Source organism: Dokdonella sp. (assembly GCF_041395345.1).
Lineage (GTDB): Bacteria > Pseudomonadota > Gammaproteobacteria > Xanthomonadales > Rhodanobacteraceae > Dokdonella.
The window spans coordinates 128,381-147,214 of sequence record NZ_JAWLAR010000008.1 but is presented as its reverse complement, the minus strand read 5'-3'; the positions used below and the strand labels follow the sequence as shown (position 1 = coordinate 147,214).

Here is an 18,834-nt window from a genome sequence, read left to right as displayed (position 1 = left end):
CGTCTGTGTTTTCGTAGCGGATTGCTGATGCTGCATTCATCTGATCTATGCCATGGCAAGGAGCTGAGCCCGATGTGCCGATCTTGCTCCATTTTACCTGTCGATCCAAATTCCGATTCATCGACCTTTCTCTGGCGGGGCTTCTTGGGGACAAGCCCTCCCCAATTCACCGGAATATTCATGGACTACTTGCCTGAAGTCGGGCGTTTCACATGCTCCCTCCCGAACAGCGCCGTTGCCATTGTGCTGCCACAGGCTCCGAACACTTGCCTCCCGGTTCGGGTCTTGGCTACACGGATGAACCCAGGCTCGGAAGTCCAGATACGGTGCTCGCCGCCAGACCATCTAGTCACCCAGTTGGGTTCGCAGGTGGGTGATTTCCTCTTTGAATCGATGGCTCCTGTCCAGCGCCTCCGCCTTGTCTAGATGAGCTCGAGCAACGTCCATTTGTCCGACTGCCAATGCGATCTTTGCGACGTTCAACTCGAAATAGGGGTTCGCGGGGTCTTCGGCCGCTGCGGCCAGCGTCAGACTCACGGCTTGCTGCGTGTCGTGCAGGATATTGAACTGATAGGCACCATAGTTGTTCATTATCGTGGCGCGTACTTTCGCGGGAAAGCGAGGATTTGCAAGAGCCGTCTCGACCATTCTGGACAGGGCCTCAGGTTCAAGCGACAGCGGCTGATTGCTCGCCGTCACTAGCAAGTCGAGAAAAGGATTCAAGCGCGGGAAGTAGCTGAGCGCTGCAATGCGATTCGTCAAATCCTCCAGTCTGGCCGCCGGCACCGGCCCTCGACTGGCCTTGATAAGAATCAGTTCGACCAGGGCATGAATCTGGCCGGGATCGAGTTCCGCAGCTCGCTCGAAATAGGGGAGTGCCGCCAGGTCGGCCGATTCTCGCGTGCCTGCCTTTGCGCCGGCAATAATGACTGCCCTGCCGGCTTCGTACTGACTTCTTGCTGAAGCAGGGTGATGGCGGGCTTCAGCGATGGCCAATGTGAGCGGATCGCTCCATTGCAAGGTCCGCACTGCCGTCAATCCGGCCAGACCCGCTGTCAGGGCGATACCCAGGACCATGGTGCTGCGCAGAGTGAGCCGGGAGCGGACCCACGGAATGATCAAGGCCGCGAGCCCAAGAATCAAACCCATCATCGGCAAATAGTTTCGATGCTCGAATACGATTTCCAGCGGAAGGAAGCTGGATTCCATGGCATGGCCAACCAGGAACCAGCCTGCGGCGAATGAATAGGCCGGGTAGCGCTTGCGCAAGAGCCACGCACTGGCGATGACAACGGCAATGAACAGGATGGCGAATAGTGTGCCTGCGGGTTCGAGCAATCGCGTCGAGATGACGATGTCGTCGTGATAGAGCGCCATCCAGCCGGGGTTGGGTACGATGATCCAGAGCAGGTAGTGGCAAAGGACACGCGCTTCGGTCAGTAGTCGCTCCGCCAGGCTGAAGTCCCGGAGTGCATAGGCCTGACTCAGCCAATCGGGGTGCGTAACGACAAAGGCGAACAGGAGCAGCAAGGGCAGTCCGACGCTTGTCAGGAAGAAAGCCTTGAGTATTCGATTCTGTTTCGGTTGGATTGTTTCAAACTGGAAACAAGTGATCTCCACAACCCATGCCAGGGCAAAAATCAGCGCACCACTCTCCTTGCTCAGGATGGCCAGCAGACCGAAGAAGCAGAGTCCTGCAATCGAACGCAACAAGCCAGGCTCTCCGCGCGTCATGCGCAGGCGAGCATCGGTGTACCAGAGCAATCCGCACAGCGTGAACAAGGCGGACAGTTCGGTCATGCGTTGCACGATGTAGGCTACGGTGCTGACATTGAGGGGATGCAGCAGCCAGAGGGCGGCAATCAACAGCGCGACCCATCGACTGTCAGAATGGCTTGCCGAATGGGGATTGCTCGGAAGGCGGGGGACAAGGCGGAGTGCAAGCAGGTAGAGCAACGCACCATTGGCCAGATGAATGAGGAGGTTGACTGCCTTGAACGCCCACGGATTCATGCCAAACAAGACAGTGTCGAGACCGAACGACAGCATGCTCACCGGACGACGGAGCATGCCGGCATCCGATGACATGGCAACAGCCATCCAGTCCTGAGCTGAAGTGCCTATGGCGCGCAGCGCCGCGTTGTCAAGAAGGTTGTAGTAGTCATCAAACAGGAAACCGCCACCCAGACTGGTCCAATACACTGCTAGACAGAGGACAATCGTCGCCACGACGGCGCTGAGGTATCGGGTTTCTGATTTGGATGGCATGCGGAAATTCCAGTCGGTGGGTCGGAGCATGGCCCGGATTGAACCGGCAGGCAAAAAAAACGCCGCCCGAAGGCGGCGTTTTGAATGACACGGATGGAACTATTAGCGGCAGATGGCCGGCAGGAACTTGTCTGGCGTCGTCGAAGCAGCGCAGGACCAGGTCAGCGGGGCGTCAACGGAGGTTGCCGTCGGGGTCAGCACGATGTTGGTGCTAGCCGCCGTTCCGAGGCTGGCATCAGCCGATGTGGTGACAGTGATGACGCCACCGGCGCCGACGGCCGTGCTGGCGACGTAAGTCGTGGCATTGCTGCTGCAACCTGCGCTACCCAGCGAAGCCGGCAGACGGCCAAGGCTCTGATGGAACTCTGCAACCGAGTTCTTGCAGGCGTCGGCAGCAACGATTGGCTCAGACATCTTGGCGCGGATGGTGTAGTCCTGATACGCCGGCAGAGCGATAGCAGCCAGGATGGCGATGATCGCGATGACGATCATCAGCTCGATAAGCGTGAAGCCTTGGGTCTTGTTCATGTTCATGGTGTTTCCCTCGATACAAGTAGTAAAGGTGAATCCGGATTTCCCTCTGGACTCCCGGGTCGGTCGACTCAGGGTTGGCTCTCCTGGCCGCCCGCTTCGACAAACCCCGGAAGCGTGCACAAGATATAGCAGCATCCGTGCCAAAAGGGTGGCTTCCGGCAAATTCCCCTTGTTTTGTTGACACTGTTCACGATTGCAGCGGTCCGGTTTGGAATCTCGGAATGAAACTGTGACGGGGGTCTTGTCCGGCCACTTTTGCTTAAATGCCCCCGCCAAGGCAGGTCGATCGTCGCCGAAGCCATTGTCGTCAGGCTGCGTCATAAAGTGACATTCATTGTCAGGGCCTTGTCCTTCAACAGGGTCCCGTTTGCTTGTTTGGGGTCTTGCGAATCTCTTGAAGTCCGGTCATGACTCTGCCGGACCCGCTACGTGTCGCCAGGCTGACCGCGAGTTTCGATGAAACGAAAGATCCACAAATGCCGCCTTGACGCTACCACGGATCAATCGGCAAGGCCCCGAGCACTGCGCCCGTAGTCGCATCCAGCAACATGATCAGGCTGGCTCGCCTGGCATTGACTGGAGTCCAGACGATTTCGGAGTCTGACCGGCCTTTATCCCTGAGCCACGCATCGAGCAACGGTGCCGCTTCAGGGATGGATCTGCGCAAAGACTCGGCACTCTTCGCCCTCTTCAGCAGCGCTGCCGCTTCCTGTTCATACGGCACGTAGAATTCCGGAAATTTTTCGATGTCCTTGCCCTCGGCGCCGGAAAAAGCCAAGGCATTGAGTCTGTCGACATCGGTTGGGAGTCGGGCTGCGACGAGGCGCGGGCCCGTCCAGGACATTGAACGGTATTCGGGGGCGCTGCCTTTCGCCAGGTCGGCAGGGTCGAGTTCGTTGGCCGAGACGACACTGAATCTGTCGATGGCGGCGACAATAAACGCAGGCCTTGCCTGGGCGATGACATGGGTGCCGTAAAGCAGAGCGGCTCCCTGGATAAGTGCGATCAAACCAAGGTCCAGGGCCATGCCCTTCTTGCCGGACTTGAACAGGATCAGGGTTAGCAACGGGCCGAGTACAAGGTCGACGCCCAGCAAGAGGACGATCAGCTGTTGCCCACCAGAGGCTTCAAACAGGGGCTGTGGATACCAGACAAGGAACAACAGCGCAAAGACCAGCAGTCCAACTATTGCGCTGATTGAAAGATGAATCGACGCGGCTTTCCAGCGAGACATGCAAGCTATTCCTCAATTCGGATCGCGCGAATGATAGTGCCAGTTTTCTCAACCTCAAGTGGATATGACGTCCGGTGTGGGCCGGGTGATTCACGAGTCGTGTTCGCAAGGACGAGTCTCAGACCCGCCCGCTCTCGTATTGATCGCCGGAAAGCGTGGAGCAGAGCCGGTGGGTCCGAGACCCACCCCTACGATGGCCTTCGAGCTTTGCGATGCTCTTCGTGTATTGGGAAAAGGCGCATCGCGACTGAAGTCGGCTCCTACGGAAGTGGCGCGTCATGGGGCGGGCATGGGTGGCGCAGGGTTCGGCGAGCTTGATGTCGAATGGGTCGCGCGAATGATCGCACCAGTTTCTGCAACCTCAAGGGGTACGGCACCTGGCGTGGGTCAGACGAAGCAAGAAGAGAATTTGTAGGGGCGGGTCTCAGACCCGCCGCTTCGTATTGATCGCCGGAAAGCGTGGAGCAGAGCAGGTGGGTCTGAGACCCACCCCTACGATGGCCTTCGAGCTTTGCGATGCTCTTCGTGTATTGGGAAAAGGCGCATCGCGACTGAAGTCAGCTCCTACGGAAGTTGCGCGTTATTGGGCAGGCATGGGTGACGAAGGGGTCGGCGAACTTGGTGTCGAATGGGTCGCGCGAATGATCGCACCAGTTTCTGCAACCTCAAGGGGTACGGCACCTGGCGTGGGTCAGACGAAGCAAGAAGAGGATTTGTAGGGGCGGGTCTCAGACCCGCCCGCTCTCGTATTGATCGCCGGAAAGCGTGGAGCAGAGCAGGTGGGTCTGAGACCCACCTCTACAAGGGCCTTCGAGCTTTGCGATGCTCTTCGTGTATTGGGAAAAGGCGCATCGCGACTGAAGTCGGCTCCTACGGTGGCGATTTGCGGCCGCTGGTGCTGGCTATTCGTCCTGCTTTTCCGCTTCGCTGTAGGCCTCCTCGATCAGAAAGCCATCCGGGATTCGTTCCTTCATCGGCTTTCCCGTGAGTGTCGGCAGTTCGATTGCGGGGGCGGCGGGTTGGCGCTTGGGCAAGTGCTTGAGCAGGTGCGCGATGAGGTTGAGCCGGCCGCGCTTCTGGTCGTTGAAGTCGACGACAAACCAGGGTGCGTACTCGGTGTGGGTCGACTTGAGCATCGTGTCGCGCGCCTTTCCGTAGGCTTCGTACTGTTCGCGCGCCTTGATGTCGATGGGCGACAGCTTCCAGCGTTTGGTCGGGTCTTCGGCGCGTTCCTGGAAGCGCTCTTCCTGTTCTTCCTGATCGACGCTGAGCCAGTACTTGAGCAGGATCAGGCCGTCGTTGGTGATCAGGCGTTCGAATACGGGGCAGTCGCTGAGGAACTGGTCGTGCTGTTCCTCGGTGCAGAATCCCATGACGGTTTCGACGCCGGCGCGGTTGTACCAGCTGCGGTCGAACAGCACGAGTTCGCCGGCACTCGGGAGCTGGCTGGCATAGCGCTGGAAATACCACTGGGTGCTTTCGCGATCGTTGGGTTTGGGCAGGGCCACGGTTCGCACGTGGCGATTGTTGAGCTTGGCCTCGATGGCCTTGATCACGCCGCCTTTTCCGGCAGCATCACGCCCTTCGAATACCACGACCACCCGCTGCCCGGTTTCGACGATCCAGCGTTGCAGATTGATCAGTTCGGTGTAGAGGGGCTCGATGGCCTTTTCGTAGTCCTTGCGTTTCATGGTGATCCTGTTGGGTCATTGGAGTTGATGCGTTGTCAGGACGCCGTGGAATTGGCTTTCGTCGGGGCGGGTCTCAGACCCGCCCGCTTCTCGGGAGATCCTTGAAAAAAGAGCGGGTGGGTCTGAGACCCACCCCTACGAAGGAATATTTGATCTCGAGAATTGCGTGGGTTCACGACTCCCCGAGGCGTGACTGCAAGCCGGCGAGATTGCAGGGCTTCGTCCGCGCATCCAGCTGACTGCTGATGATCTTTTCCCAGGCGGTTCGGCAGGCTGATGTGGAGCCGGGCAGGCAGAACAGGAAAGTCTGGTTGGCAAGTCCGGCAAAGGCTCGGGATTGCAGGCTCGAAGTGCCGATTTCCCCGATGCTGATGGCACGGAACATTTCGCCAAAACCCGGCATGAGCTTGTCGAGCAGCGGTTCGATGGCTTCCGGTGTCGAATCGCGGCCGGTGAAGCCGGTGCCGCCGGTGATCAGGATGCCGTGAACACGATCGTCGGCTATCCAGCGCGAAACGATGGCGCGCATCTGGTAGCGATCGTCCCTGACGATGCCGCGCTCGTGCAGGAGATGCCCGGCCGACGTGATGGCGTCGACCAGGTAGTCGCCCGAGCTGTCGTTCTCCGCGGTCCGGGAATCGGACACGGTGAGGACACAGAGTGTCAGCGGAATCAGTTCGGCTTTGGCGTTCATGGTCCGAGCCTAGCTTGAGTGCCGGTTTCAGTCGATAGGGGAGGGAGCGAGAGCAGAACGGCATTAACTCAATGGCGCTTCATCCCGGCGAAGGCTGGGAGCGCTTCCCAACGGCCGGATGGCTGGTCTGGCCGAGATCCGGTTTGCGCTTGATTTGCAGATACAAGAAAAAGAACTGGATTGCATGCTGCTCCTGCAGCAAGCCCTTCGGGCCATTCGCTACGCGAATATTCGTTCCGGCATCCTGCCTCCGCAGTCCAGCCTTCGCTGGAATGACGGCTGCGTCAACGTTGCCTCAGGTCAGTGCCATCGGAGGGAGCCCCTGGCGGTGACGGTCGGCCATCCTCTCCAGCAGCTGCGCGAAATCTGCGGCGAAGGCATGCATGTCGAACAGGCCGCTGGCGTGTCGGCGCTCGGCGAGCCGGTCATGCAGTTGGTCGCGGGCGGCGCGGTCCTGGCCCAAGCGAATGGCCGTCTCGATGAAGGCATCATCATCAGGAACGTTGAGCTCCTGCAAGCCGAGATGATGATTGAGGCTGGCCGCCACGCGGGCGGCAAAAGTCTCGCCGGCGGTGGTCAGTACCGGGCAGCCGGCCCAGATCGCGTCTGAAGCGGTCGTATGCGCGTTGTAAGTGCTGGTATCCAGAAACAGATCGGCATGTCGATAGCGGGCCAGGTAGTCGGCATGTGGAAGCTTGTCCATGAAAACCAGCCGCTGCGGATCAACCCCCGCCACGGTGGTGATGTCGCGCAGGCGATCGTTGCTGTTGCCGGGTCCTGACAGCAGCCAAAGGACCGAATCGGGCACCGCGCGCAGGATCGCGAACATGCGCTGTCGACTGCGATGATCCAGCTTGTAGCTGTTGTTGAAGCACACGTAGACGGTGCCTGAATCCGGCAAGCCACATTGCTTGCGTAACGGGGGTTCGGCCACGCTTCGACCGGGATCCGAAGGCTGGAAGCAGCGTGGCAACCACGCGACCTGCTCGGAGAAATGCGGGCACAGGCTGGCCGGGAGTACCTGACGATCGGCGATCACGTAGTCGATCCAGTCTGCGCCCGACGTCCCCGGATAGGCCAGCCAGTTGACCTGCACCGGGGCGGGACGCAACACCAGCGCATCACTGATGTTGCCGCCCCCCCAGACGCGCAGGTCGACCAGGATCTCAACCTCCGTTGCGGCAATGGATTCCGCCATGGCCCGCGAGGTCGATCCGCCAAGCTCGTGCCAGTGACTGGCGGCGTGCTGCAGGCGTTCCTGCACCGGCGATCCGTCTGCGGGCGCAGTCGCGAACAGATGCGTTTCGATGTCGTGTTGCGCCAGTGCCTCGAAAAAGGCGACGGTCAGTAATCCGGTCGGATGGTTGCCAAAGCCGTTCGAGGCAAAGCCGACCCGCAGGCGCTCGCCGGCTTGTCGGCGGCGATGCGTGAAATGCGACCGGCTCCGAATCGGGTCTACCCGGCGTGCGAGCCCGTCGGCAAATTGCCGGGCGCACTGGCGTTGTTCCTCTGCACTGGCCGGTTCGGCCAGGAAACCGAACGGTGCGATGTCGGAAGCGCCCTGAGCCACGGCCGCGCGCAAGCGGCTGGAGAGTGACTCGAGGTTTTCGTCATCGCAAAGCTGACGCTTGATGAAGACCAGTTGGGCGAGGGCGCCGGTCAACCCGGGATTGAGGCTGACAGCGCGCGCATGGGCCCGGGCGGCATCCTCCGGCAGCTTTTGCTCGTCCGCAATCTGCCCGAGTTGATACGGGAAATGGGCGTCGTCCGCGGCCAGGCGTTCGCCTTCCCGGCAGACGCTGGCTGCCTCGTCCAGGCGCTGTTGCGCGACCAGCGATTGCGCCAGCAGCAACAGGGCCTGCGGATGCGGGGTCTGCTTCAGGATCATGCGCAGGATGCGCTCGCTCTCGCCAGCCTTGCCGAGTGCCAGTTCGGCCGCTGCCAGATTCAGCCAGGCACCGAGATAGGCCGGTGCAGCCCGGGTCGCTTCAAAGTAGGCATCGCGCGAACCTTGTGCATCGCCCACCGCGCGTCGCGCGTTGCCAAGGCCGTTGAGCACGGCCGGGTGCGCGGGTGCGATCAGGCGGGCAGATTCAATAACGATCAGTGCGGCTTGCGCATCGCCCTTTGCCATCAATGCACTGGACAGATTGCAAATGGTCTCGATCGATTTCGGATCCAGACGTTGCGCAATTTCCAGCGTGGCCACCGCTTCGTCGACCCGGTTCATGCTGAGAAGGGCGACCCCGTGCAGCCGTGCCGGCTCCGATGCGTCGGGATATTGGGCGCGCAACTGAGCAGCCTGTTGTGCGGCAAGGTCGGGGCGACCCTGGCCAATCAGTTGGGCGATGCTGTCGAGCTGCTGGTCCACGAGTGTCTGCGATCAGGCCAATCGCACAAATTAGCGAAGCTGACGAGCAGTGTCACGCACGGCGTTGTTTCATCGCCCCGGCGCCGGCCGGTCGTTCGTGTCGAAAATGTTGCAGTAACGGGCTTTGTAGGGGCGGGTCTCAGACCCGCCTGCTCGTGTTTTCTAGACGCCGCGAAAAGCAGGTGCGTCCGAGACCCGCCGCTAGATATGTGCGACTTCGGCCCCTGACCATGACAGAACGTTCATTCAGATCTATTAAACGATTTGCGCGAACGACACTTGCGCAGGGCGGATGTTTGACAAGCCAATCCTCCAATCACCCATCAAGCCGTACGCACACCCATCACTGCGATGCGGCGCAGGGCGCAGTTGACCTCGATGGCGCGCAACAACTGCTGATATTCGGAGTCTTCGCGGCAGTCGATCTGCATGGCGACGCCGTGCCACACCGGTCCTGTATCTTGCGAGGAGGGAGAGGATGCACGCAACGGCTCGATGACGGCGTCCACCGCGGCGTGCGCGCGCTGCACGATTTCGTCCAGGGAGCATTTCCTTTCCCGGTCACCGAAGAGGATTGTCACGTTCAAATTTCTTCTCCAGGTTCGCCTGCTTAGACAAGTGTGTCTTATCGTCAATGAACGGATCGGTTACGAAAGATCGAATCGAGTGCAACCATAGGCAAGTTCGACGAACTTAAGCTGTTCACTCGACCCTTGTTCACCTTTGTTGACAGCGCCCATTTTCGGCCGCGAATGTGAAGGGACAGTTAACCCGGACACGCTCCCTGTTCAGCTGTGCGCTGCCTGTGCAGAAAAAGTGTCGGACGCATCGCACTTCCCGAGCGTGGAGCACTGCGGATTAGGTGGTGTTCAGGCCAGCGGATCAGAATCGAATCGGTCAATGAAATCCGTCGTTGAGGCCTTAAGGCCAGGACGGGATTGCGTTGCAGGTTCATGCCGATCGGTAGCGACTGCCAGAGGGCAATCATGCATTCGCGAACCCGCATGGCGAACCGTTTCCTGAAAGACGATTACCCGTGCGCAAGAGCTCTGGAGAACCATCATGTCAATGAAAGAAGCATCCGCAAATGCCAAGGTCGCCGTGGCTTCGCTGCAAGCCATCGGATCGATCTGCTCGGATCTTGCGCCACTCGACATGCCCATGACCGAAGACCAGCTCCGCCAGCGCGCCGACCTGGTCCGCAGCGTGATCCAGACTCGCCAGCAGATGCTGCAGTTCCGCGATCGCGCTAAAGCCCTGGGCGAAGCCCTGCAACGCTTTCGTGACCGGCAGAACGAGATCCGCAACAAGGGCGAAACCCGAAACAAGGTTGCGTGATGCCGTCTGGACGAAATCACTGCACTCTGCCGCTCACCGGTTCTTCTTCGTAAAAGGCCCGACAGGGTCGATGCTCCTTTCGAAACGTGTTGAAGAGCCTCGCCCGTGGCGGGCCTCCTGCGGTGACTTGGAAATGTCGCGATGCTTTCGTGCCCCGGCTGGATTCGGTCGGGATAATTGCGATGCAGAGTGGCGCTGAAACCATCAAGGCGCGCGCCCTGCACCAATCCATATTGCGTCCCAGAACGGGTACAGGCCTGCACGATCGACCATCCCGGCCCTTACAGGATTCAGGACGATGTAGCGCGCCATATCGACGACGTCTTCTTCTTTGCGAACCGCATGGTCGTGGAATCCGTCCGCCCAGACGCTCGAGGTCGTCGCACGTGCTTGATTCACCGCGCGAGCGGTGCAGGCCTTGATCCTTCCGACCAGCGTGGACAAAGTGTCTTGCGGTCCTGGTTCTATGAGGCCATGCCAGTGATTCGGCATCAACACCCAGCAGTGCAGGCGGGACGCTCTCCACAGCAGCCGATTCGTCAATGTCCTGGCGAACACGGTGGCTATCGACCAGTCGGTGAACAACGGAAAGCGATCACGGGTGGTGAAAGTGACCAGATAGATCCGTCCCGTTTCGCTGCTGCGACCTTGCCGTAGCCGGGCTCTGCCTCTTGCTGGATAGTGTTGCCTGATCATCTGTCCATGATCCAGATCCGTGACAACGGGTGGCATGGCCAGATTCGGAATATCGTGTAGGAAATCGACTCGATTCTGCTTTCAGGCGAATCGAATCGTGTCGAAGAGCATCGCCCCTGACGGGCCTCCTACAGCGACAAGATTCCCGGCCTGCCGACGCGGAGTTGAATCAAAAGGACCGCCATGCGCACTGGTATCCGCGCCACTGTTCCGCAGCCGCGTAGGAGGCCCGTCAAGGGCGATGCTTTTGTCCTTGCGTGCCGAAAAGCATAGACCCCGATAAATCTCCTGCGTTCTGGATGAAATTTCAGGCTGCAAATTCCGGCTGGCCTGATTGACTTGTGTGTGGAAAAAGTATATTCCAGACGGTAGAATGTTTCGCGTTTTCGGATCAGCCATTTGACCGATTTCTCGACGGGAGTCGAGGGGTGTATCGGGCCGGGAGGAACTCATGAAACGGATCGTTGTTTGCGCAGATGGCACCTGGAACGTGCGAGACCAGCTGGACGAAGACACCGGCAAGCGTCGTCCCACCAACGTGACCAAACTGGCGCGCGCCGTGCTGCCTCGCGGCGGCGATGGCGTGGACCAGGTGGTCTTCTATGATGAAGGGGTCGGCACCAGCGGCGGGCTCGACAAGGTGACCGGCGGGGCCTTCGGTCGCGGCATCGAACGCAATGTGCGCGATATCTACCGCTTCCTCAGCTACAACTACGAGGAAGGCGATGAGATCTATCTGTTCGGATTCAGCCGCGGTGCCTTCACCGTGCGTACCCTGGCCGGCTTCATGAATCGGGTCGGATTGCTGGACAAGGGAGACGACTACTACGTGCCCGATGTCTATGCGGCCTACGAATCGAACGAAACGGCCGGAACACCGCGCTGGGAGCAGATCTTCCACAACGTGAAGGTCCGACGGGAATGTCCTCCGATACGCATGATCGGGGTCTGGGATACGGTCGGTTCGCTGGGCGCACCCGGATTCCTGGGGCGCGTGGTCAATCGAAACAAGTACAAGTATCACGACATCGCATTGAACGGGCATATCCAGAATGCCTTTCATGCACTGGCCATCGACGAACAACGCAAGCCGTTCGCTCCTGATCTCTGGAAGCGGCCGGCAGACTGGCAGGGTCAGCTCGAACAGGCCTGGTTCGCCGGCGTCCACAGCAATATCGGCGGCGGCTACACGCCGGACGGACTTGCCAACGAAGCCCTGCACTGGATCATCGAAAAGGCCGAGGCCCTGGGCCTCAAATTCAATGCGGCCTACCTGAAATTCTTTGCGCCGGTCTATCACTCGGAAGTGAAAGACTCGATGACCATGGCCTACAAGGCCATGGGTCGGAACATCCGTGAGATCGGCGCGCATCGCGAGGATGGCGAGGCCGTGCACAAGTCCGCCGTCGATCGATCCAAGGACGCGAATTGCCACTACCGGCCGGATAACCTTCAACGCTATCTCGACAGCGGCAATGTCCGCATCGTCGACACAACGAGGATAGAGCGCGGACGCCCGTCGTGAGCAAAGCCCCTCCAGATATCAGGCAAAGGGTCTGGTATATCGAGGCCCGAACCTGCAGCCCGGGCAAGGATTTCGCCTCAGAAGACGCGGCATCCATGGGCAGTGGCGTGCTCGTCGAAATCGAACATCGTGATCAGCCAGGAACGGTACGTCGCTATCTTCTGACCTGTGCGCATGTGGTTCGCCGCAAGGTTCCCGGAACGGGCGACTGGGGCGGCGCCGTCTACGAGGAAATACTGTGCTGGCGTCCCGGCCAGGGCTATACGCGTACCTACAGGGACAAGCGCCGCTGTGGCGATCACCCGGACATCTTCCGCGCCAGTCTGAGTCCGCTGTCGCCCTGCGGCGGCCGACCGGATGCATTGCCGGACGCGCTGCGTGACGCGCCGAATGACTGGGTCCTGCTCGATATCGACGATCCGGCATTCCAGAAGCAGGGGCGACCGCTGCGCTGGAGCGAGATCGACGAAGACGACAGCGTCTGGATCGTCGGCTATCCGGGCGGTGCCGGCTTGAGCAAACACGCAGCGGGCACCGGTATCTGGGTGAACGGCAGTATCGTCGAAAACCTCGCTACCGGGCCCTTCAGCCAGGAGCGAACGCCTGCAGCCGGCATGCTCAGTCTTTCCGGTGTCGACGAGACCCGGCCAGGCATGAGTGGCGGCGGCATCTTCGACCAATCAGGTGCGCTGGTCGGCTTGCATCGTGCCGCCGACGACATGGCCATGCAGCGCAACGCGATCGCCGCCTCGCATATCCGCGATGCGCTCGACACGCGTCGCAACGCGTTCCCGACCACGCCGACGAAAACCGTGCAGATACCTTCCGGCATCCGTCGCGCGGCCATCGCGTTGCTCGTCCTTGCCCTGGTCGCAGGCGCAAGCTGGTGGATGCTTCGTCCGCGCGACTGCCTGCTGCAGGTCAGGGTGCAACCCGTTTCGGGCGGAAAGACCGCCCGCGTTGTCGACGTCCGCCGAGAGAGCGGGAAGACGGAATCCCGGCCGCTGTCACCCGGTGGTGCGGCAGGTATCACGCTGGCAGGCATGTCACCTGGAGAAAACTGGCAGCTCAGCCTGCGTTTCGACGATGCTGCATCACAGGCGATCGACTTGAGCGGATGTCCCGCCGCGCCGGCGACCCATGAACTGGAGGAGGCCCATGTCGAACTGGCACCGCAATAGCTGGGTATGCGTCGTCTTCGCCCTTCTGGTCGGGTGTGGCGATGACCCGGCCCCCAGCACCACCGTGCTGATTGGCAGCGTACTGGATCGCGCAACGGATGAGCCGCTTCGCGGTGCTGAAGTGAAAGTCATCGCCGGTGCGCAAGTCGAAGCCAGCGTGCTGACGGATGATGAAGGCAGGTTCCAGCTGCAATTCCCTGCGCCTGCGGGCCCGGGCTCGCAAGCGCTCGAAGTCGTGGCCAGCCTGGACGGATTTCGCGCGGAGTCGCGCACCGTGGAAATCGAGAACGGCAAGCCCACCGAAGTCAGCTACGCCTTGAGCCTTCTGCCCGAAGGCGTCGTTGCCTGCATCCAGAAATCCCGGCCTGCCGTGATCGTCGGATATTTCCGGCCCGCACCGGGACGACCCGATCCGGATCTTTCCGCACGCATCGCCGATACCTTGCGCTACGACCTGCTCACCCAGATCCAGAAGGCCGATTTCGTCACCGCAAAACAGCCGGGCATCTTCCCTTGCGGAACGGCCCAGCCAAAGGTGCCCGAGCGCTATGGCAGGTTTGCGCGCCTGCTGGGAGCCGATGCCTACGTCGGCGGATTTGTGACCAGTCCCGATCCGATCAAGGTGAAGGTCCAGATTGCCGTTGCCGATGGTCACGGCGTGATGCTGGCACCACTGACCGCCACCAGTACCGATGTCGATCTGGACGATCCGACCATGGCGCGGCTTGCACCGGAGGCGAACGCGGCAGTGCTCACCGCGCTGGCCATCGGCTACAAGCTCTCGGACAAGCCACAGGAGTGCGTCGACCTGATTGCGGCCTCCGAACGCATGCTCGGCCATCTGCCCGACCGGCTGTCCGAGCTCCGCGAGGAGTGCAAGGCCGCGCTGCCGAACAGGGGGCTGCTGTGATGACTCGCATCTGGATGATCCTGCTTGGCGCTTTCCTGTTCGCCGTCGCTGCGGACGTGCATGCAATCGTCGGCGTGGATGTCAACGAGGATATCGACAGCGTCCTCGCCGGCAATGCGCCGCCGCTGCATCTGCCGGATGCGCGCTATCGCATCGCCGTGTTCGAGTTCGAGGATCCGGATCGCACCGGGCTGGGCAGCGCGGTATCAACCCTGATCGCACGCGAGGTGCTGCTGCGCAGCGGGCTCAAATCCCTGGGCATCCTCAACTACTACGGTTCGCTCGAGCCGACCCCGGCGCATCCGCAGAGCTACTTCGACAAGGTCGACCTGGTGGTTCGTGCCCAGCAGGCCAGCCTGGCCATCTGGGGCGTGGTTCGGCGTGATGGAGATTCGATCGTGGTTGATGTGCAGGCCCAGCTGCCGGAAACGCTGGTCGAGGAATCGTTTTCCTGGTCGCTGAAACTTCCGCGGGCCATGGGCGGCGAAACGCTCAGAGCGAGGATTTCGCCCACGCGCATGCAGATCCAGCACGTGCGCATGCCGCAGGAATTCGGCACGACCCTGGTTGCGATGGCACGCTCGAGCAACCTCGCCAGGAAGTCGCCGAAGGCGAGCGCAGACGTCACCGCACGCATTTCCAGATATTCGGCGCTGTCGGTGGCGGAGACGCGGGGCAACTGGTCGAAACTCGTTGTTGATGGCAAGGCGGGTTGGGTGCAAAAGCCCAGCGAATGCACGCGCGAGTGCGAGAAGCTGCTCGGCACCGCCCGATTTGTCGGCGCGTTGCTGAATTTCTCCACCGGCGGACCGGCACCGACCGTCTCCGATGAATTGTCGCGTGACACGACAATCGTTTCGCGTCAGCTTGTCGTCCTCGGCAATCTGCGCAAGAAGGAATTCTGGCCGGGCGAAAAGTATCTCACGCGCTGGGATGGCGGGCGGGCCGAGGATTACGGCGCGCCCTATGCCGACTTTCTTGCGCTGAGTGAGCTGGCTGCCGAATTGCAGAAGCATCGTGACCGCCCCTACGACGATATCCGGCTTGACGATGCCATCGTGCGCCGCATCGCCACCGGGCTGGCCGAAGCCTCGCAGGATGATCCGCGCAACACCGAAGTGCTGGACAACCTGGTCGCGCTGTTCCGCGTGCTCGGCGATGAGCGACGCTCCAGCCTTGCCCGGCGTCTGTCCGCAGAAGCGCAGAGCGCACGCACCGAGGAGACACCGAATTGAACCACTTCCGGCAATGGCGCGACTGGGCAGCGGAGCTCGACAATTCCGCCTTCGCCCGCGCGTGGCGTGCGCTGGGGACGACGGCCGTTCTGCAGCCGGAATCGGGCGATCCGCGCGATTGGCTCAGGCGTGTTCGGTCCGATGCCTTGCACACGCAGGAACTGCGCTGGTCGCAGCCGGGCTTTGAGGGCGCGTTCGCCACACGCTGTCAGGCTTTTGCGCCGCATGCCTGGGTGGACGACTGGAATGCCGTAATAGGCGATCGTCTGGACAAGGCGCCGCTACGGATTAGCGCCTGGCCCAGGGAGGCGCCGTTCGGTGAATGGCTGCAGGCATTGGGCAGCCTGTCCCCCATCACCAGTCTGCAACTGGATTCGGCACATGAACGAATGCCGGACTGGCCCTTGCGCCTTGCCGCGCTGCAGGCGGAGGAGCAGGAAGTTCTGAGGCAGGCGACGGCGCTGTGGCCGTCGAATCGACTTGCGCGAATCGTCGGTGAACACGTTGTCTGTTTCAGCTGTGATGTGCTTCTGCTGAGCGGAGAACTCGACGACGTCAAACAGCAACTGCAGGGCGGGGCGGTATCGGCCAATCTTGTCGTGTGGTGCCAGCAAAGGCCCTGGCTGGCGGATGACATGGTTGTGCTTGATCACCTGGTCCAGGCGACGCATGCGGGCGGCATTGTCGTTGTCGAGTCTGCAGTCGGCGCGGATCTGCCCGGACGGCTCAATCGTCTCGTAGAGGAGTTGTCCCACGCCCGACGCGTCGATGTGGCTGCCTGCCTCTCGTTCGCCGGGTTACCGCAGCCGGCACTGATCGTACTGGGCGATGCCTTGGCGCGCTTTACCATCCAGCAGGTCGCCGGACGCTTGCTGACGCGAACACGAACGCTCAAGCGCCAGAGTCGCTTGCCTTCCGCCGTGCGCAACGTGCTCGATGCGGTCATTTCCAGGGTGCCGCCACCAAGTCCGGCCGCTCCGGGAGCAGCCAGGCTGGAGCCGGTTGGAGCCGAACCGGAACCGAGCACGCGTGGACTCGAGTCGCTGGGCGGCGATGCAGAAGAATCTGGCGCCGATGAGGGTGGCGGTGCGGGAGATGCGCTGGAAGCACTGGCGGGTGACGACCAGGAATTCGATACAGAACAGTTTCCGGATTTCGAGCGCTTCGAAGCCCCCTACGATCACGAATCCGGCGCCGCAAGCAGTTTGGCTGAAGCCGCTGAAGAACTGGATCGTGCGGAATCCACCCTGTCATCCGATCGCTTTCTTCAGCAAAAGGCCTTTGTCGATGCGAACGGGGAACGAAAGCCGGCCGTGCACGGTTTCGTGGTCGGGCAGCCGGCCTTGCTCGAAATATTCATCGGCCCGCCCGATCGTGAAGCGAACGCGATGCCCGATGCGTTTCCGGAAGCCGCGCTGCCCAAGGAACTGGAGAAATGGGATCTCAGTGTCTGGCTGTCCGAACCCGACTACATCCCGCAACCGCTGCACGGTGACATCGTCCTGCGACGCTTCGGCAAGAGCACGGTTTGTACTTTCAGGTTCACGCCCGAGCAGGCAGGCCTGTTCAACGGCCGCATCAGTGTCCTGCATCGCGGTCGGGTGATTCAGACGGCTGCCTTGCGCGCCAGCGTGCATCTTGCCTACTCGCCGCCAGTGGAAGCCATTGCGCCCACGCTCGATCGCGTGCTCCAGGTCAGGCCGAACCTGTCGAATCTTGATCGCCGACCGTTCGATCTGGCTTTCGTGCTCAATCATGCCGGTGTGCATCAACCGACTGCGCAGGGCATGGTTGGCGATCGCGCATGGCTATCGAACCTGCGTGTTGTCGAGAAGACCGTCGCTGATCTGAACAAGTTGCTGAGCGGACTCGCAAGGACAGCCAGGGACTACGCTGGTGGACTCGACAGCGAGAAGGGCAGGGCGCTGGTGCGCAAGCTGGCTCAAGTCGGAAGCTACCTGCATCTCTATCTGGTCGAGTCGCAAGGTGCGATGACAGCCCCTGCCCAGGGCAGGAAAGTGCTTGACGGCGAATTGATCCAGATCGTCAGCACGCGCAGCGATGCCATCGTCATACCGTTTGAATTCATCTATGCGCTGGATCCACCCGACGATGATGCCGAGCCGTGCGGCAAGTGGCGAGAAGCGGTTGCCGCCGGCAAATGTCCAGGGAGTTGCGAGCATGGCGCGAAGTCTTTCTGTCCGATGGGCTTCTGGGGGCTTAGCAAAGTCATCGAGCGTCATGCCTTGCAGGCGAACCTGGCCAACGAAGGCGAGGTGGGCGTGCAGTCGGCAGCGGTCGACGGCCGTGACACGCTGAAGATTTCGGGGAATGCCGTGCTCGGTTTCAGCAACAACGTCAACAAGGAGCGTCTCGCGCCGTTGTTGCAGAACATGGCGGCCGCACACCTCAATGCGAGCCAGGCAAAGGACTGGAAAGAGTGGGCAACCCTGGTCGGCCAGCACAAGCCTTCCTTGCTGATTGCGCTGGCACATTCCGACGGTGCGGGATTCAGCGCGACGGTCGAGATCGGTGGCCAGGCCATCAAGACGATTGGCATTACCGCGGCTCATATTCGTGCCGACGCCGAAGCCGGCGAGCGACCACTCGTCGCCTTGCTCGGCTGCGACATGGCGGGTACCGGTGACGACTACTCGAACCCGGTGGCGGTGTTCACGATGCGCGGAGCCGCGGCGGTCATTGGCACGATCGCCACGGTGCTGGCCGATGATGCCACTGACGTTGCCGCACGCCTGATTCAAGGGTTGACGCTGGTCGATCCGGTGCAGACACGCCGCATCGGAGAAACGCTGCGGGAACTCAAGCGAAACGCATTGCTGGATGGCGAACTGATGCCGCTGTGCCTGGTCGGTTTCGGCGACGCCGACTGGTTGTTGTCCAGCTAGGAATGTTTGCCGTGACTCTTCATGCTTTGTGCTCTCGTTGGAGGACCTTCAGTGGCGATGCTTTTTTCGAAGCGTGCCGAAGAGCATCGCGGCTTGCGCCCCTCCTGCAAATCTTCCGAATAGTGATGCGGGATTTGACAGGCGTTCTTGCGTGGCCGATCAAGCCTCGCGTCGGGTCGCATTGTCACTTGCGCCTGTAGTGTAGGAGGCCCTACAGGGGCGATGCTTTTCACCAGTCCCGCCAAGCGAAC

14 protein-coding genes are annotated in these 18,834 nt (G+C 61.0%); 6 read left to right on the top strand and 8 right to left on the bottom strand.

Annotated features, from left to right (window positions below; translation table 11 throughout):
• Positions 1-345: 345 nt before the first annotated feature.
• The 7 genes from R3F00_RS09210 to R3F00_RS09180 all read right to left on the bottom strand — a co-directional run bounded on the left by R3F00_RS09210 (position 346) and on the right by R3F00_RS09180 (position 9,373).
• On the bottom strand, positions 346-2,268 hold the full coding sequence (locus tag R3F00_RS09210; RefSeq protein WP_371281485.1) for a hypothetical protein: 1,923 nt from the start codon (positions 2,266-2,268) through the stop codon (positions 346-348).
• A 102-nt stretch (positions 2,269-2,370) separates the two neighbouring features.
• Positions 2,371-3,123, bottom strand: coding sequence for a pilin (locus R3F00_RS09205; RefSeq protein ID WP_371281484.1), 753 nt, complete (start codon positions 3,121-3,123; stop codon positions 2,371-2,373).
• Between the two features lie 169 nt (positions 3,124-3,292).
• Positions 3,293-4,036: a TfpX/TfpZ family type IV pilin accessory protein gene (gene tfpZ, locus R3F00_RS09200; protein WP_371281483.1), complete on the bottom strand. Its 744-nt coding sequence runs from the start codon at positions 4,034-4,036 to the stop codon at positions 3,293-3,295.
• 902 nt (positions 4,037-4,938) lie between these two features.
• A complete protein-coding gene (gene ppk2, locus R3F00_RS09195) occupies positions 4,939-5,727 on the bottom strand; it encodes a polyphosphate kinase 2 (RefSeq protein ID WP_371281482.1) in 789 nt (262 codons plus the stop codon).
• Between the two features lie 172 nt (positions 5,728-5,899).
• The gene (gene moaB, locus R3F00_RS09190; protein WP_371281481.1) at positions 5,900-6,421 is read right to left on the bottom strand and encodes a molybdenum cofactor biosynthesis protein B; all 522 of its coding nucleotides are present in this window, start codon (positions 6,419-6,421) and stop codon (positions 5,900-5,902) included.
• Between the two features lie 295 nt (positions 6,422-6,716).
• A complete protein-coding gene (locus tag R3F00_RS09185) occupies positions 6,717-8,792 on the bottom strand; it encodes a tetratricopeptide repeat protein (RefSeq protein ID WP_371281480.1) in 2,076 nt (691 codons plus the stop codon).
• A 323-nt stretch (positions 8,793-9,115) separates the two neighbouring features.
• Positions 9,116-9,373 carry a hypothetical protein gene (locus R3F00_RS09180; RefSeq protein ID WP_371281479.1) on the bottom strand — a complete coding sequence of 86 codons (258 nt, stop codon included), beginning with the start codon at positions 9,371-9,373 and terminating at the stop codon, positions 9,116-9,118.
• Positions 9,374-9,854: 481 nt separating this feature from the next.
• Here R3F00_RS09180 and R3F00_RS09175 point away from each other — a divergent pair, with 481 nt between their 5' ends.
• Positions 9,855-10,130 (top strand): hypothetical protein, encoded by a 276-nt coding sequence (locus R3F00_RS09175; protein ID WP_371281478.1) that lies wholly within the window; start codon positions 9,855-9,857, stop codon positions 10,128-10,130.
• Positions 10,131-10,334: 204 nt separating this feature from the next.
• Here the strand turns inward: R3F00_RS09175 and R3F00_RS09170 are convergent, their stop codons facing one another.
• Positions 10,335-10,826 carry a transposase gene (locus R3F00_RS09170; protein WP_371281477.1) on the bottom strand — a complete coding sequence of 164 codons (492 nt, stop codon included), beginning with the start codon at positions 10,824-10,826 and terminating at the stop codon, positions 10,335-10,337.
• A 451-nt stretch (positions 10,827-11,277) separates the two neighbouring features.
• Between R3F00_RS09170 and R3F00_RS09165 the strand changes: the two genes are divergently transcribed.
• From R3F00_RS09165 to R3F00_RS09145, 5 genes are read left to right on the top strand one after another with little or no spacing between them, the layout of a single operon-like run.
• The gene (locus R3F00_RS09165) at positions 11,278-12,351 is read left to right on the top strand and encodes a DUF2235 domain-containing protein (RefSeq protein WP_371281476.1); all 1,074 of its coding nucleotides are present in this window, start codon (positions 11,278-11,280) and stop codon (positions 12,349-12,351) included.
• Entirely contained in the window at positions 12,348-13,532 is a 1,185-nt protein-coding gene (locus tag R3F00_RS09160) for a serine protease (RefSeq protein WP_371281475.1), read from the top strand. Before R3F00_RS09165 ends, R3F00_RS09160 begins: the two co-directional genes overlap by 4 nt.
• Positions 13,510-14,442: a carboxypeptidase regulatory-like domain-containing protein gene (locus R3F00_RS09155; RefSeq protein WP_371281474.1), complete on the top strand. Its 933-nt coding sequence runs from the start codon at positions 13,510-13,512 to the stop codon at positions 14,440-14,442. Before R3F00_RS09160 ends, R3F00_RS09155 begins: the two co-directional genes overlap by 23 nt.
• Positions 14,442-15,677: an SH3 domain-containing protein gene (locus R3F00_RS09150; protein WP_371281473.1), complete on the top strand. Its 1,236-nt coding sequence runs from the start codon at positions 14,442-14,444 to the stop codon at positions 15,675-15,677. Before R3F00_RS09155 ends, R3F00_RS09150 begins: the two co-directional genes overlap by 1 nt.
• The gene (locus R3F00_RS09145) at positions 15,674-18,583 is read left to right on the top strand and encodes a hypothetical protein (RefSeq protein ID WP_371281472.1); all 2,910 of its coding nucleotides are present in this window, start codon (positions 15,674-15,676) and stop codon (positions 18,581-18,583) included. Before R3F00_RS09150 ends, R3F00_RS09145 begins: the two co-directional genes overlap by 4 nt.
• Positions 18,584-18,834: the final 251 nt, after the last annotated feature.